At 70.5% G+C, this 14,353-nt stretch carries 11 protein-coding genes; 8 read left to right on the forward strand and 3 right to left on the reverse strand.

All coding sequences use genetic code 11. The features are described from left to right. Nucleotides 1-197: 197 nt before the first annotated feature. Nucleotides 198-1,745, forward strand: coding sequence for a CYTH and CHAD domain-containing protein (locus tag BUQ68_RS08535; protein ID WP_075215548.1), 1,548 nt, complete (start codon nt 198-200; stop codon nt 1,743-1,745). A 1,005-nt stretch (nt 1,746-2,750) separates the two neighbouring features. On the opposite strand, the gene BUQ68_RS08540 is transcribed toward BUQ68_RS08535, so the two are convergent. The 3 genes from BUQ68_RS08540 to BUQ68_RS08550 form a co-directional block, all read right to left on the reverse strand. Further along, on the reverse strand, nt 2,751-3,017 hold the full coding sequence (locus BUQ68_RS08540; protein WP_075215549.1) for a hypothetical protein: 267 nt from the start codon (nt 3,015-3,017) through the stop codon (nt 2,751-2,753). A 405-nt stretch (nt 3,018-3,422) separates the two neighbouring features. Further along, the gene (locus BUQ68_RS08545) at nt 3,423-7,070 is read right to left on the reverse strand and encodes a hydantoinase B/oxoprolinase family protein (RefSeq protein ID WP_075215550.1); all 3,648 of its coding nucleotides are present in this window, start codon (nt 7,068-7,070) and stop codon (nt 3,423-3,425) included. A 60-nt stretch (nt 7,071-7,130) separates the two neighbouring features. Next, on the reverse strand, nt 7,131-8,045 hold the full coding sequence (locus BUQ68_RS08550; protein WP_075215814.1) for a DMT family transporter: 915 nt from the start codon (nt 8,043-8,045) through the stop codon (nt 7,131-7,133). 225 nt (nt 8,046-8,270) lie between these two features. Between BUQ68_RS08550 and BUQ68_RS08555 the strand changes: the two genes are divergently transcribed. From BUQ68_RS08555 to BUQ68_RS08585, 7 genes are all read left to right on the forward strand, one after another. After that, nucleotides 8,271-8,738 carry a hypothetical protein gene (locus BUQ68_RS08555; protein WP_075215551.1) on the forward strand — a complete coding sequence of 156 codons (468 nt, stop codon included), beginning with the start codon at nt 8,271-8,273 and terminating at the stop codon, nt 8,736-8,738. A 145-nt stretch (nt 8,739-8,883) separates the two neighbouring features. Next, a complete protein-coding gene (locus tag BUQ68_RS08560) occupies nt 8,884-9,591 on the forward strand; it encodes a J domain-containing protein (protein ID WP_075215815.1) in 708 nt (235 codons plus the stop codon). Between the two features lie 548 nt (nt 9,592-10,139). Continuing rightward, nucleotides 10,140-10,592, forward strand: a complete 453-nt coding sequence (gene ribH / locus BUQ68_RS08565; RefSeq protein WP_075215552.1) for a 6,7-dimethyl-8-ribityllumazine synthase — start codon at nt 10,140-10,142, stop codon at nt 10,590-10,592. Nucleotides 10,593-10,597: 5 nt separating this feature from the next. Continuing rightward, nucleotides 10,598-11,152: a transcription antitermination factor NusB gene (nusB, locus tag BUQ68_RS08570; protein ID WP_075215553.1), complete on the forward strand. Its 555-nt coding sequence runs from the start codon at nt 10,598-10,600 to the stop codon at nt 11,150-11,152. Further along, entirely contained in the window at nt 11,149-12,207 is a 1,059-nt protein-coding gene (thiL, locus tag BUQ68_RS08575) for a thiamine-phosphate kinase (protein WP_075215554.1), read from the forward strand. Before nusB ends, thiL begins: the two co-directional genes overlap by 4 nt. Nucleotides 12,208-12,366: 159 nt before the next feature. Beyond that, nucleotides 12,367-12,684, forward strand: coding sequence for a hypothetical protein (locus BUQ68_RS08580; protein ID WP_075215555.1), 318 nt, complete (start codon nt 12,367-12,369; stop codon nt 12,682-12,684). A gap of 363 nt (nt 12,685-13,047) precedes the next feature. Beyond that, the gene (locus BUQ68_RS08585) at nt 13,048-14,286 is read left to right on the forward strand and encodes an MFS transporter (protein WP_245293202.1); all 1,239 of its coding nucleotides are present in this window, start codon (nt 13,048-13,050) and stop codon (nt 14,284-14,286) included. Nucleotides 14,287-14,353 lie beyond the last annotated feature (67 nt).

The raw sequence follows: 14,353 nt of genomic DNA on the forward strand, positions 1-14,353 counted from the left end.
ACTAACCTTCAGAAATTCATTTTGACCTTTCCATCCGGTGCGCTAGCACTAGATCGCGCTCCCGCCCTGTCGTCAGATAAAGGGCGGAGCGCGCGCCCTGCGGCGCGTATCGGCGGCTCCTTCGCGCGGGTCTCCAGGCCGCGGGGGAGGGCCTCCGCGCGGCGTGGAGGTCGGGCGTTGGCACAGAGGTCAAGCGGATGGCGTCGTCGGTCGAGGCGGAACTGAAGTTCGAGTTGGTGCGGGCCGACCTTGAGGCGCTGTCCGGCGGGCGGGGGCTCGACGACCTCGTGGTCGGCACGCCCGAAGTGGCCGACCTCCTCACCACCTATTGGGACACCCCCGCCGCCGACCTGCGCGCCGGGACGCTGTCGCTCCGGGTCCGCCGGAAGAACGGCGCGTTCGAGCAGACCGTGAAGGCCGGCGGCGTGCCGGGCCTGGCGCTCTCCTCGCGCGCGGAGTCCTCCGTCGCCATCGACGGCCCGACGCCCGACGTCTCGCTCATTCCGGATCCGGACTTGCGCACCCTCGTCGCCGAGCGCATCGGTGCCGGACCGCTGGAGCCCGCCTTCACGGTCGCGGTCCAGCGCACCGCCCGCATACTCGTCACCAAGGCCGGCGACGAGATCGAGTATGTGCTCGACAACGGGTCGGTCATCGCCGGCAGCGCCCGGGCGGAGATCCTGGAGGCCGAGTTCGAGCTGAAGAGCGGCGACCCGCGCGCGCTCTTTGCCGTCGCCAAGCAGGCGCTCGCCGGCATCCCCGTCCGCTTCTCCCGCGACACCAAGGCCGACCGCGGCTATCGTCTGGCCCTCGGCGAGCCGCCGCTCGCCTGGACGCCGGTGAAGGCCGTGGAGCCGGACCTCGACCCGGACGGCTCCGTGGAGGAGGCGCTGCGGGCCGTCCTTCGCTCCTGCGTCGCCCAGATCGCCGCCAACGCCGTCGCCGTCCAGGCGGGCGACGACGCGGAGGGGCCGCACCAGCTCCGGGTCGGTCTGCGCCGCCTCCGCAGCGCGCTCCTCGCCTTCCGCGCGGTGATCGACCCGGTCGGCGCCGCCCGCCTCGGCGGCGAGGTGAAGTGGCTCGGCCAAGTGGTCGGGGAACTCCGCGACATCGACGTCCTCATCGAGGAGATCGTCCTGCCCTGCGGCACCCACACGGACGTCAAGCCGCTCGTCGCCGTGCTGAAGAGCCGGCGCGAGGCGATCCGCGCCCGCGTGGTGGAAACGCTCGCCGGCGACCGGGTCGGCGCCTTCCTGATCGACCTCGCCGCCTATACCGAGGGCCGCGGCTGGCTTTCCTTCTCCGACATCGGCCAGACCGCCGCGCTCTCCGAGCCGGTCGGCGACTTCGCCCGCAGCGCCATCGTGAAGCGGTGGACCAAGGTGGCCCGCATGGGCCGGCGCGCCGACGAGCTCGACGGCGAGGAGCGGCACGACCTCCGCAAGGCCTTCAAGAAGCTCCGCTACACGCTCGACTTCTTCGCCGGTCTCGTGGACCGCAAGGACGAGAAGCGCATGCTGAAGGACGTCAAGACGGCCCAGGAACTCCTCGGCTATCTCAACGACGTGCGCATGGCCGAGGGCCTGCCGGCCATCGTCCACGCCGACCCCGCCATCCGCAAGCGCAAGGACGCTGCCGTCCTGGAGCGCACCATCGGCTTCTGCCTCGGCTGGCACCAGGCCCGCGCCGAGGCCGCCTGGACCGAGGCGAAGACCGTCGTCGCCCTCGGCGACGCCCCGCTCTGACGTCGCCCTCGGCGACGCTCCGTTCTGATCGCGTACGGCCGGGCGGCACCCCGTCGGTCCTGACAGAATTTCCAACCGGAAAAGCGTCGTCCGAAGCGGAGCCGGATAGTTAAGCGCTGGATTGGCCCATCGCAAATTCGTTTCGAATTTGGCCATCTCGCAGCGACAATATTGCGCGGGAGGCGTCCGTGCGGCCCCCAAGTGTTTGAAATATGGTTAATTTTAAGTGTATGGTAAAACTTCGTTCGCGGTCTGATCCCGCGCCGCACAATCGTTTTCGCTTGCGAGCCGAGAAATCCAGACTAGTTTGGTAGAGTGACTACGACAATGAGAGGTCGGGCAGCCATGAGCATGACCAGAAGCCTCGACGTGTTGGTCGTCTGTGCGGCGTTCGTTTTCGTGGGCGCCATCATCCTCGGCGCCTTCTAGAACCGCGCCGCCACGAAGACGACAGGCCTCGCGAAGGGCCGCCGGATCCGCGCCCTCAAGGGCGTTGCCGGTCGGGCAAGCAGGCCAACGGGTTCGGTCCGCGGGTTGAGGCATCCGCGTCGAGCCTGACGATCCCGAACGCGGCACCCTTGCCGCGTTCGCTTGGGCCGGCCGGGCAGCCACCCGGCCAGACGGCTCCGCCAATCCCGCCGCCGGCACCGCCGCTTTCGGATGGGATGAGAGCCCGGCTCAACAGGCCCCGGCGTTCTGCCAGGGGGCTTCCAGCCAATCGGACCGCCCGTCACAAGGGCGGCCACACAAGGGGCGATGCCCCGTCGGATCCGTCGATGACGACGTGTCCCACGATGGGCCGCTCGGCCGATGCCGTGTCCTGAAACACGGCTGTCCGCCACGCCCCGACCGCGGCCAGAACGGTCCGCGGCCCCGCGCCCGCCGGCACCGGCCTTTTGCCGGAACGCCTCGGTGCGCCCGAGCTTCCCTCGTTTGGCCGGCTTGGAGGCCGGCCGAACGAGCCTATCCTGGCGGGCTGTCGGCTCGCCGGACGATCGGCCCCGATCAGGCGGCGAAGACGAACCGCTCCACCTGCGCGCGGCGGCCGTCGAACCGGCCGAAGGCGTGGGCGGTGATCGCCGTGTCGGCGCCCTTCAGCACGACGCGGGCAGTGCTGTCGAACAGGCAGTCGATGGTGGAGATGGAGTTGGCGTCGGCCTCGATCCGCTCGATCTCGAGCATGCGGCCGTCGGCGACCTTGGCCCATTCGGACGTGGATTGGAGGGGGAAACGGCTGACGGCTTCGGCAATGAGCAACTTGGTCGAGTCCATGGGTCCTGTATCCTGAAACGCCACGATGAATATGAGCCATCGTCGGGCGGACGCGTTCTTTTCCGCCTAATGGCGACGAATCTGTGGCGGATGTTCCCCCGAAAATCCGGGGTTTCCGCCACCACCATCAATAAAACATTGCTGGATTAGACCGCGTTCCTCTGTGCTTTTCATCACATCCGAAGGGATGTGTGGAATGTGCCTATCTGGATCGCGATTCCTGTCGATTCTGTGGCGTCCGGGGCACAAGTCGCTTTCATTCACCAACCCTAACGAAAGATCGGTGAAATCCCGAGCGGGCGCGCGAAAACCGCCGCCGGCCGCTGCCGACGACGGTCGCCAAGTGCGCAGGGCCATGTCGCGGCCCGCGAAGAGGGAAATCTGCAAGCCGGCGAACCGTCGCCGTCAGTCCGGCGGGCCGTAGCCGCCGCCGGTCGGCGTGCGCACGATCACCGCCTCGCCGGCCGCCACCAGGGTCTCGTCGCTGCCCTGCAGCGTCTCCAGCGTGCCGTCCTGCCGGCGCACCAGGGTGGCGCCCACTTCGCCCGGATCGCCGCCCTCCAGCCCGTGCGGCGGCACCCGCCGGTGCGACGACAGGATGGCGAGCGTCAGCGTCTCCAGGAAGCGGATGGTCCGCTCGGTGCCGCTGCCGGCCGACCAGCGGCCCCGCCCGCCGGACCCGCGGCGGATGTGGAAATCCTCCAGCACCACCGGGAAGCGGGCCTCCAGCACTTCCGGGTCGGTCAGGCGCGAGTTGGTCATGTGGGTGTGCACCCCGTCCGTGCCGTCGAAACCGGGCCCGGCGGAGGACCCCGAACAGATCGTCTCGTAATACTGGTAGCGCCCGTCGCCGAAGGTCAGGTTGTTCATGGTGCCCTGGGCGGCGGCCATGGCTTTCAGCGCGCCGAACAGGCAGTCGGTCACGTGCTGGCTCGTCTCCACGTTGCCGGCCACCACGGCCGCCGGCCACTCCGGCTTCAGCATGGAGCCATCCGGCACCAGGATCTCGATGGGCCTCAGGCACCCCGCGTTCATGGGGATGTCGTCCTCCACCATCACGCGGAAGCAGTAGAGCACCGCCGCCCGGGTCACCGGCTCGGGCGCGTTGAAGTTCGTCGGCCGCTGGCCGCTCGTGCCGGTGAAGTCCACCGTCGCCGAGCGGGTCTCACGGTTCACCCGGATGGCCACCTTGATCACGGCGCCGTCGTCCATCTCCACCTGGAAGCTGCTGTCGGTCAGCCGGTCGATCACCCGGCGCACGCTCTCCTCGGCATTGTCCTGCACGTGGCCCATGTAGGCCTCCACCACCGGCAGGGAGAAGTGGCGCACCATCTTGCCCAGTTCGGCGACGCCCTTCTCGTTGGCGGCGATCTGCGCCTTCAGGTCGGCCACGTTCTGCGCCACGTTGCGCACCGGGTGGGCATGCTCGGTCAGAAGCCGCACCAGTTCCGGCTCGCGGAAGCGCCCGTCCGTGCCGTCCACCAGCAGGAAGTTGTCGATCAGCACGCCTTCCTCGTCCACCGTGGTGGCGCGCGGCGTCATGGACCCCGGCGCCGCCCCGCCGATGTCCGCGTGGTGGCCGCGGCTTGCCACGTAGAAGAGAAGCTCCGCGCCGTCCTCGTCGAACACCGGCGTCACCACCGTGATGTCCGGCAGGTGTGTGCCGCCGTTGTAGGGCGCGTTCAGCGCATAGACGTCGCCGGGCCGCAGGTCCGTCCCGTTCGCCCGGATCACCGCCTCCACGGACCGGTCCATCGACCCCAGGTGCACCGGCATGTGCGGCGCGTTGGCGACGAGCCGGCCCTCCCGGTCGAACACCGCGCAGGAGAAGTCCAGCCGCTCCTTGATGTTCACCGACGAGGCTGTGTTCTGCAGCGTCACGCCCATCTGCTCGGCGATCGACATGAAGAGGTTGTTGAACACCTCCAGCATCACCGGGTCGGCGCTGGTGCCGATGGGCTGGGCCCGTTCCATGGCCTCCACGCGGCTCAGCACCACGTGGTTGCGCGCGGTGATCTCGGCGCGCCAGCCCGGTTCCACCACGACGGTCTGGTGCGGCTCGATCAGGAGAGCGGGGCCAGGCACCTGCTGGCCGGGGCTCAGCCTGTCGCGCGTCACCACCGGCGCCGTCCGCCACCGGCCGGCGGAGAAGAAGCGCGTCACCGTGATGGGCTCCGGCGCGTCGGCGGTAAGGGCGTAGGGTGCGTCCGGCGCCGGTCCCAGCCGCTCGTCCGCCGCCTCCACCTCGGCCGCCTCCACCACGATGGCCCGGTCCGGGAAGAGGAAGCCGAAGCGCGCCTTGTGGGCGGCCTCGAACGCCGCCACGGCCGCGCCCGGGTCGAAGTCCTGAAAGCCGATCGGCAGCGGGCTGTCCGTCCCGTCGTACTTCAGGTGCAGCACCGGCCGCCAGCCCACCATGTCGGCGGGCACGCCCTGGGCGATCAGCTCGTCCACCGCTTCGGTCGCCAGAAGGTCGATGGCGGCCTTGAGGTCCGCCATGTGGTCCTCGTCGAACGGCCGCGCCACCGCCCGGCTGCGGTTGGAGCGGATCGCCGCCAGCCCCATGCCGTAGGCTGAGAGCACCCCGGAGAAGGCGTGCACGAACACCCGCGTCATGCCGAGCGCGTCCGCCACCGCGCAGGCGTGCTGGCCGCCGGCCCCGCCGAACGTGGTCAGCGTGTAGCCCGTCACGTCGTGGCCGCGCTGCACCGAGATGGTCTTGATGGCGTTCGCCATGTTGGCCGTGGCGATCGCCAGGAAGCCGTCCGCCACCGCCTCCGGCGCACGCCCGTCGCCGATCCGCTCGGCAAGGTCCGCGAAGGCCGCCCGCACGCTCTCCGCGTCCAGCGTCCGGTCGCGCCCGCGGCCGAAGATGGCGGGAAAGAAGTCCGGCTGCAGCTTGCCCACCATCACGTTGGCGTCGGTCACCGTCAGCGGCCCGCCGCGCCGGTAGCTCATCGGCCCCGGGTCGGCGCCCGCGCTGTCCGGTCCCACCCGGAAGCGCGCGCCGTCGAAGTGCAGGATGGAGCCGCCCCCCGCCGCCACCGTGTGGATGCGCATCATCGGCGCGCGCATGCGCACGCCCGCCACCTCCGTCTCGAAGGCCCGCTCGTATTCGCCGTCGAAGTGCGACACGTCCGTCGACGTGCCGCCCATGTCGAAGCCGATCACCTTGGCAAAGCCGGAGAGCCGCGCCGTCTCCACCGCCCCCACCACGCCGCCCGCCGGGCCGGACAGGATGGCGTCCTTGCCTTGGAAGAGGTCGGCGGAGGTCAGCCCGCCCGCCGACGTCATGAAGTAGAGCCGCGGCCGCTCTCCTTCGGTGCGCTCTCCCTCCGTGCTCTCGTCGTCGTTGCCGATCGCCGCCGCCACCGTGTTCACGTAGCGCCTGAGAATCGGTGACAGGTAGGCGTCCACCACCGTGGTGTCGCCCCGCCCGACCAGCTTCATCAGCGGCGAGACCTCGTGGCTGACCGAGACCTGGCCGAAGCCCATGGACCGCGCCACCTCGGCCACCCGCGCCTCGTGCTCGGGAAAGGCGTAGGCGTGCATGAACACGATCGCCACCGCCTCGATGCCGTCCGCCGCCGCCGCGTCGAGTGCCGCCCGCACGGCGCCGAGATCCGGCTCCGCCTCCACGGTGCCGTCCGCCCGCACCCGCTCGGCCACCTCCACCACGCGCTCGTAGAGAAGGTCCGGCTTGACGATCTTCTTCGCAAAGATATCCGGCCGCGCCTGGTAGCCGATCTCCAGCGCGTCCCGGAAACCCTTCGTGACGAGGAGCAGCGTCCGCGCGCCCTTGCGCTCCAGAAGCGCGTTGGTGGCGACCGTGGTGCCCATCTTCACCGCGCCGATCCGCCCGGCGGGCAGCGGAGCGTCGGCCGGAACGCCGAGGAGTTCGCGGATGCCCTGCAGCGCCGCATCCGGATAGGCCTCCGGGTTCACCGACAGCAGCTTCTTCGCCGTCAGCGCGCCGTCCGGTCTCCGCGCCACGATGTCCGTGAAGGTGCCGCCCCGGTCGATCCAGAAGTCCCACCGCCCGACGTCGTTCATGGATGCACCTTTAACGCTTTGCCAACCGACTCGACACGACGGCGCGGGCAAGGTCAACCGTCATGCCGCACTGCGGCGCGACACCGCCGCACGCCGTGCGAGCAGCACCACCGCCATCACGGCCAGGGCAAAACCGAGGGTCGTGCCATCGATCGTCTCGCCGAGGAGGGCGGCCGAGACGGCGAGCGTCACGAAGGTCTGCAGGAGCTGCACCTGCCCGACCCGCGCCACCCCGCCGATGGCAAGGCCGGCGTTCCAGAAGAAGAAGCCGATGAAGACCGAGAACACCGCCACGTAGAGGAGGGCGCCCACCGCCGCGCCGGGTGCCGCCGCGTAGTCCGGCCGGAACAGGAACAGCGACCCGGTCACCGTCACCGGCGCCATCAGCACCAGCGCCCAGGAGATCGCCTCCCAGCCCGACACCCAGCGCCCCGCCCGGGCGAACAGCGCATATCCGGTCGAGGCCGCCACCACCGAAAGCACGAGGAAGACGTCGCCTGCCCCCATGGAGGCGTCGGTCGTGCGCAGCGGGAAGGCGAGCACCAGGCCGGCGCCGACCAGGCTCCACACCCAGAAGAGCGCCGACGGCCGCTCGCCGTTGATCACCACCGCGGCGATCGAGGTGGCGAGCGGCAGGAGCCCCAGCACCACGCCCCCGTGCGCGGCCGGCACCGTCGTCATGGCAACGGCGGAGAAGATCGGAAAGCCGATCACCGTCATCAGCGCCGCCATGGCGAGCGTCGGCCAGGCGGCCCGCGGCGGCGGTCGGCGGCGGAGCACCAGGAGCAGGCTCGCCGCCAGAACCGCCGCGATCCCGGCCCGGCCGAGCGTCACGAACCACGGGTCGAAGGTCGCCACCGCGATCCGCGTCATCGGCAGCGTGGCGCCGAAGATGGCGATGCCCACGAACCCGAGCGCGAAGCCGAGAAGGTCGCGGTGGCTGGCGGGCGGCGTGGCAACGTCGACGTCGGACATGATCACCAAGGGCGGTTGGGACGGCGGAACGGCCCGCGTCCGCGAAGGCGGGATGCTTCCATCGCCCGTCCGCGACGGTAAGGAAACCCCGTGTCCCGGCACAGCACCTTTGCTCTGGCGGCGTGCCTCGCGTCGACGCGCGCCGGTACGGACGACGGATTACGAATTCGGTAACCGTCGCGTGCGAAAACATCCCTAACCGTTCGTTTGCGTTCGAGGTGCGTCATGGCTGTCGGCAAGTCCTACGGCTACCGGGCCGGATATCAGCCGATCCGAACCCCGTCCTACACACCCCAGCTCTACGGCACCGCCGGCAAGTGGTCCGCGGAGGCCGTCCGCTCGCGCGGCGTGACCTCCACCAACGCGGCGGACCTCTTCTTCGGTCCGGCCCAGAGCGGCACCGACTGGGCCGCCGCCTTCCTCACCGCCAGCAGCACCGACAGCGCCTTCCAGGACTACGTGAAGCGCAACCACGAGAAGTTTACCGGCGGCGTGCTGGAGGCCATGCTCACCCAGGCGGACCTGGTCGACTGGTACCAGGCGGAGCAGAAGGCCAAGATCGCCGAGCTCACCGAGAGCATCGCGGCGAACTCCGAAGGGCTCGACCTCTCCCCGGACGCCCTCGGCGTCGACGCGGAGGCGGTGGCCGACGGCGAAGAGGCGACCCCGAAGGGCGTCGACATCACCGTCTGAGCGATCCCCGCCCTCGGACTCACGGCCTGATCGCCCAGCCGTGATTTCCGAACGGGCGGCATGGGCTCCATGATGCACGAGGCGAAGGAACGCGGCGCACGCGGGCTCTCGCGCAACGCCGCTGGATCCCGTAATGTTCGCCCTCATGAGCCTCTGGTCCCGTCTCTCCGAAATCCTTGCTCGGCTGCCGCTGGCCGACGCCATCGCGCCGGTCATCGACAAGGTGGCGGAAGCCCTGAAGAGCAGCCTCGGCACCGAGGCCCGCCGCCAGGTCGCCTTCACGGTGTCCATGATCGCGCTGTCCGCCAAGATGGCGAAGGCCGACGGCGTCGTCACCGAGGACGAGGTCGGCGTCGTCCGCCGCCTGTTCGAGGTGCCGGAGGCCGAGCGGCGCAACGTCGCCCGCCTCTTCAACCTCGCCAAGCAGGACGTGGCGGGCTTTGAATCCTACGCCCGCAAGATCCAGGGCCTTCACGCCGACGAGCCCATGCTGCTGGAGGACATCGTCGACGGCCTGTTCGTCATCGCCAAGGCGGACGGCATCGTCCACGAGCGCGAGCTCGATTTCCTGGAGACGGTGGCGGAGATCTTCCAGGTCGCCCCCCAGGCCTTCGTGCGCATCCAGGCCCGCCACGTGCGCGTCGGCGACTTCGACCCCTACATGGTCCTCGGCGTTCCCCGCGGCGCCACGCCCGACGAGGTCAAGTCCGCCTACCGCAAGCTCGCCTCCGAGCACCACCCGGACCGCCTCGTCGCCCGCGGCGTCCCCGCCGAGTGCATCCGTCTCGCCACCGACCGCATGGCCTCCCTCAACCGCGCCTACGACCTCATCTCCCGCGGCGTCCCCGCCTGAGGGGAGGGCGAAGGCCCGGGTGCTGGGAACGGGGCGGTCCAAGGTAGGGTCGCGCGCGAGACCGCTCCGGCCCGGACGCGCACCGCCAACCGTTCCACCTCCTCCACGATCGTCATGGTCCGTGCAGGCGGACCACCCACGCATTCTTTTTGCCCCCCAATGCGTGGCTGGTCTGCCTAGAGCAGACCATGACGACGCAGGAACTGAACCGCGCTGCCATGCACCGCCTTGTTCAGATAACCACCCCATTGCATGCAGCTCGTCACCCCGGCGAAAGCCGGGGCCCAACCGACCGAACCATCATCCGCGCGGCCGAACACCGGTCGCCGTCGGCTGGATCCCGACTTCCGTCGGGATGACGTCCAAACCATCCCCCCACCCGCTCCACTCTCCGCCCAACCAACCATCGCCACCCCCCGATGGTCCTTGTCCCCAGCCCCGGCGACACTCCGCCTCCCGCCCCGCCGGGCTGCCCGGCGCCCATCCCCCTGGACAAATCGCACCGGCCGTGGTCTTTCCCGGCCAACCAGCACAGAAGGACATACCCCATGGCCGACGCGGCCCCGCACCTGCTCGTCATCGACGCGCGGTTCTACGAAGACCTTTCGGACGAGCTTCTCGCCGGCGCCACCGAGGCGCTCGCGGCGCGCGGCGCCACCTGGGACCGCATCGCCGTGCCGGGCGTCCTGGAGATCCCGGCCGCCCTCGCCATGGCGCTCGACGCGGTCGAGGACGGCACCGTGGAATACGACGGCTACGTCCTCCTCGGCGTCGTCATCCGCGGCGAGACCACCCACTACGAGATCGTCTCCAACGAGTCCGCGCGCGTGATCATGGAACTGGTCGTCAGCGAGAGCCTCGCCCTCGGCAACGGCATCCTCACCGTGGAGAACGGCGAGCAGGCCTGGGCCCGGGCACGGCGCAGCGACAAGAACAAGGGCGCCGCTGCCGCCGAGGCGGCCCTGGCGATGATCGACGTACGGACGAAATTCGGATCCTGACACCCATGAGCGACCCTCAAGGCACGGACCGGCGCCAAGGCCCGGCCGCCGGTTCGGGCCGGTCGGCCGAGCCGCGCCCCGCCAACCAGCGCGGCGCGGCGCGCCTTGCCGCCGTCCAGGCCCTCTACCAGCTGGAGATCGGCGGCGAGGACATCGTTTCCGTCGTCACCGAGTTCGAGGCCTTCCGCCTCGGCAAGGAGATCGACGGCGTGGAGTACCGCCAGGCCGACCCGGCCTGGTTCCGCGACATCGTGTCGGGCGTCGTCGGCGAGCAGCGGCGCATCGACCCGATGGTGCACACCGCCCTCGTGGAGGACTGGCCCCTGAAGCGGGTGGACGCCACCTTGCGGGCCATCCTGCGCTGCGGCACCTACGAGCTGATGAAGCGCCCTGACGTGCCCGGCAAGGTGATCATCACCGAGTATATCGACGTCGCCCGCGCCTTCTTCACCGAGGACGAGCCCAAGCTCGTCAACGGCGTGCTGGACCGCATCGCCCACGAGGTCCGCGCCGACGAGTTCCCGAAGCCGCCCGGAGCCGCCCCCGGAGCCGCCTCTTGACGGGCGCCGGCGATCGCCCGCCGGACGCCGCCGGCGCGGACACCCGTCCCGGCGAGTTCGAGCTGATCGCCCGCGTGTTCGCGCCGCTGGCCGGGGAGGGCGCCCTCGGCCTCGTGGACGACGCGGCCGGCTTCGCGCCGCCGCCCGGCCACGACCTCGTCCTCACCAAGGACGCGCTCGCCGCCGACGTGCACTTCTTCCGTGCCGACCCGTGGGACGCGGTCGCCCGCAAGGCCCTCCGGGTCAACCTCTCCGACCTCGCCTCCAAGGGCGCCGAGCCCGTCGGCTACCTGCTCGGCCTCGGCCTGCCCTCCGACTGGACGCTCGCCGACGTGGACGCCTTCGGCCGGGGCCTTGCCGCCGACCAGGCTGAATACGGCATCCGCCTCTTCGGCGGCGACACCATCCGCTCGCCGGACCGGCTCGTCCTCTCCGTCACCGCCATCGGCACCGTCCCGGCCGGCCGCATGGTCCGGCGCGGCGGCGCCTGCCCGGGCGACCTGATCGTCGTCACCGGTACCATCGGCGACGCCGCTCTCGGCCTCGCGCTCCGGCTCGACCCGGACCTCGCCGCCCGCGTCGGCCTGCCGGACGCCGATCGCGACCATCTGCTCGACCGCTACCTGCTGCCGCAGCCGCGCACCGCCGTCGCCGCCGCCGTGCTTGCCCACGCGTCTGGCGCCATGGACATCTCCGATGGCCTCGTCGGCGACCTCGCCAAGATGGCCGCGGCCTCGTCCGCCCACATCCAGATCGACGCCGCCCTCGTGCCGCTGTCGGAAGCTGCCCGCGCCGCCATCGCCCGCCTGGAAGGCCACCAGGGCGACGCCGGCGTGCCCGCCGACCCGCTCCGCACCGCGCTCACCGGCGGCGACGACTACGAGATCGCCGCGGCCGTGCCGGAGATGCAGGTGGACGCCTTCGTGGCCGACTGCCTCGCCGCCGGCGTGCCCGCCACCGTCATCGGTCGGGTCACGGCCGGGGAGGGCGTCCGGGTGAACGGGCGCGACAGTGCCCCGCTCGACCTCGGCGGCGGCAGTTTTCGCCATTTCTGACAGGCGGTTGGGCCTGACATCTCAGAAACAGAATCCGATCTTTCCGGTGATCCTTGAAAGCTTCCGCCGCGTGTTCCGCGCCGGTCGAGGCTCAAAGCGAGGATCCATTCGGCCGCACCCCGCGTTGGTCGCGCACGATCCCTGCCGGAGGCGCCCGTCATGAACCCCGCCAATCTGCAGCTGGAAGGCATCTACACGGTGCTTGCCGCGCTCATCACTGCGTTGGAGCGCAAGCAGATTCTCTCGTCCGCCGAAATCCTCGACGCGCTCGACGAGGCGGAGCGGTCCATCGAGGCGGACACGCGCCGCGCCGGCGACCTCTCCCACGCCAACCAGGAGGCCGTGCGCTTTCCGGTCCGCTACATGCGGGCGATCGCCGAGGCGAACGGCCCGTCCGGCCTGAAGGCCGGCGGCGACGGCCGGATGCCCACCTTCGGCGAGGTCGCCACCGCCATCGGCCGCCGCAAGGACGTCTGACCGCCGCGGGCACGCGCGCCTTCCGGAGACGGAGAACCGAGCCGGACCGCCGATCCGGGTCGAAGGGCAATAGCTTGATGGCGCTCGGTTAGGGGCGGGGTGCCGGCGGATGTCCCATCCTCGCCGTCATGGTCCGCGAAGGCGGACCACCCACGATTTTGTCATGACCCCAACCGACGCGAAACCGATCGGATGAAGCACGAAACATGCGTGGGTGCTCCGCCTTCGCGGACCATGACGGCGAACGGAGCGAATCGACTAGACAAGCATCCCGCTCCGCTTCGTCTGAAGCGATTGCCCAGATCCGGGTCCGGGAGGACCCACATATCGCGGCGCCGGGAAGTGTGCCATGGAGGGGACCTCGTGCTGTCCCAGCCCGTGCCCGGAGCCGATCCGATCGTGTCACTGCCGCTTGCCGAAGCCAAGTCCGCCGCGCGCCTTCTCGCCGCCTGCAACGCCCTCGGTGGGACCGTCGGCACCATCGCCATCGGCACCGGCGGGCTGGTCGGGGCGGCGCTGCTCGATCCGGCGGATCGATCCTTCGCCACCGTCCCGGTCTCCACCTTCATCATCGGCAGCGCCTTCGCGTCCATCCCGGCGGCGCTCCTGATGCGCCGCGTCGGCCGGCGCGCGGGCTTCATGTTCGGCGCCCTGTTCGGCGCGTGCGGCGGCGTCTTCGCCACCTTCACGGTGGCGATCGGCTCGTTCGGCCTCTTCTGCCTCGCCATGGCGAGCCTCGGCGTCGCCAACGCGTTCAACCAGCAGTACCGGTTCGCCGCCGCCGACGCCTCGGAGGCCGCCTTCAAGCCGAAGGCGATCAGCTGGGTGCTGGTCGGCGGCATCGTCAACGCCATCCTCGGGCCGCAGGCCTCCATCCTCGGCCACGACCTCCTGCCGGACGCGCTCTACGCCGGCCCCTTCCTCATCCAGGCCGGCCTCTTCGTTCTGACGGCGCTGCTCCTCACCCGGCTCAGCGTGCCGCCGCCGCCGCCGATCGCCCTTCGCGCTGCGGGCCGGCCGCTCCGCGAGATCGTCACCCTGCGCCGCTTCGTGGTGGCGCTCTCCGCCGCCGTCGCCTCCTACGCCCTCATGAGCTTCGTCATGACGGCGAGCCCGCTCGCCATGCTGGACCACCACCACGGCCACGCCGACGCCCAGCACGCCATCCAGTGGCACGTCATCGCCATGTACGGGCCGAGCTTCTTCTCCGGCGCCCTGGTGGCCCGCTTCGGCAAGACCCCCATGGTGGCGGCCGGCCTGCTCCTGATCGCGCTCGCCGCCGTCACGGCGCTCTCCGGCACCAGCCTTGCCCACTTCTTCCTGGCGCTCATCCTCCTCGGCGTCGGCTGGAACTTCGGCTTCGTCGGCGCCACCGCCATGGTGACCGAGCTCTACGCCCCGGAGGAGGCTTTCCGCGTGCAGGCCTTCAACGATGCGGTGCTGTTCGGCTGCGTCGCTGCCGCGTCCTTCTCGGCGGGGGGCGTGCTCGCCGTCAGCGGCTGGGATCTCGTGAACTGGATCGTCTTTCCCGTGGTCGCCCTCTGCCTCGGTCTCCTCGCCCTCGACGCCCGGAACCCCGCGGTCCGGGCCCCGCATGCGTAGTTCCGCTGAAGGCACGCATTTTCGGCGCCTGAACGGGTGCACTCGCCCTTGACGGCTGTCGCCCCTC

Source organism: Mongoliimonas terrestris, assembly GCF_001927285.1.
Taxonomy (GTDB): Bacteria; Pseudomonadota; Alphaproteobacteria; order Rhizobiales; family Pleomorphomonadaceae; genus Chthonobacter; species Chthonobacter terrestris.

What these genes read in the sequence shown, in the direction of transcription:
- BUQ68_RS08540 (WP_075215549.1), bottom strand. Translation starts at nt 3,017, where the DNA reads ATGGACTCGACCAAGTTGCTCATTGCCGAAGCCGTCAGCCGTTTCCCC.
- BUQ68_RS08560 (WP_075215815.1), top strand. Translation starts at nt 8,884, where the DNA reads ATGAGCCTCTGGTCCCGTCTCTCCGAAATCCTTGCTCGGCTGCCGCTG.
- BUQ68_RS08555 (WP_075215551.1), top strand. Translation starts at nt 8,271, where the DNA reads ATGGCTGTCGGCAAGTCCTACGGCTACCGGGCCGGATATCAGCCGATC.
- BUQ68_RS08545 (WP_075215550.1), bottom strand. Translation starts at nt 7,070, where the DNA reads ATGAACGACGTCGGGCGGTGGGACTTCTGGATCGACCGGGGCGGCACC.
- ribH (WP_075215552.1), top strand. Translation starts at nt 10,140, where the DNA reads ATGGCCGACGCGGCCCCGCACCTGCTCGTCATCGACGCGCGGTTCTAC.
- nusB (WP_075215553.1), top strand. Translation starts at nt 10,598, where the DNA reads ATGAGCGACCCTCAAGGCACGGACCGGCGCCAAGGCCCGGCCGCCGGT.
- BUQ68_RS08550 (WP_075215814.1), bottom strand. Translation starts at nt 8,045, where the DNA reads ATGTCCGACGTCGACGTTGCCACGCCGCCCGCCAGCCACCGCGACCTT.
- BUQ68_RS08580 (WP_075215555.1), top strand. Translation starts at nt 12,367, where the DNA reads ATGAACCCCGCCAATCTGCAGCTGGAAGGCATCTACACGGTGCTTGCC.
- BUQ68_RS08535 (WP_075215548.1), top strand. Translation starts at nt 198, where the DNA reads ATGGCGTCGTCGGTCGAGGCGGAACTGAAGTTCGAGTTGGTGCGGGCC.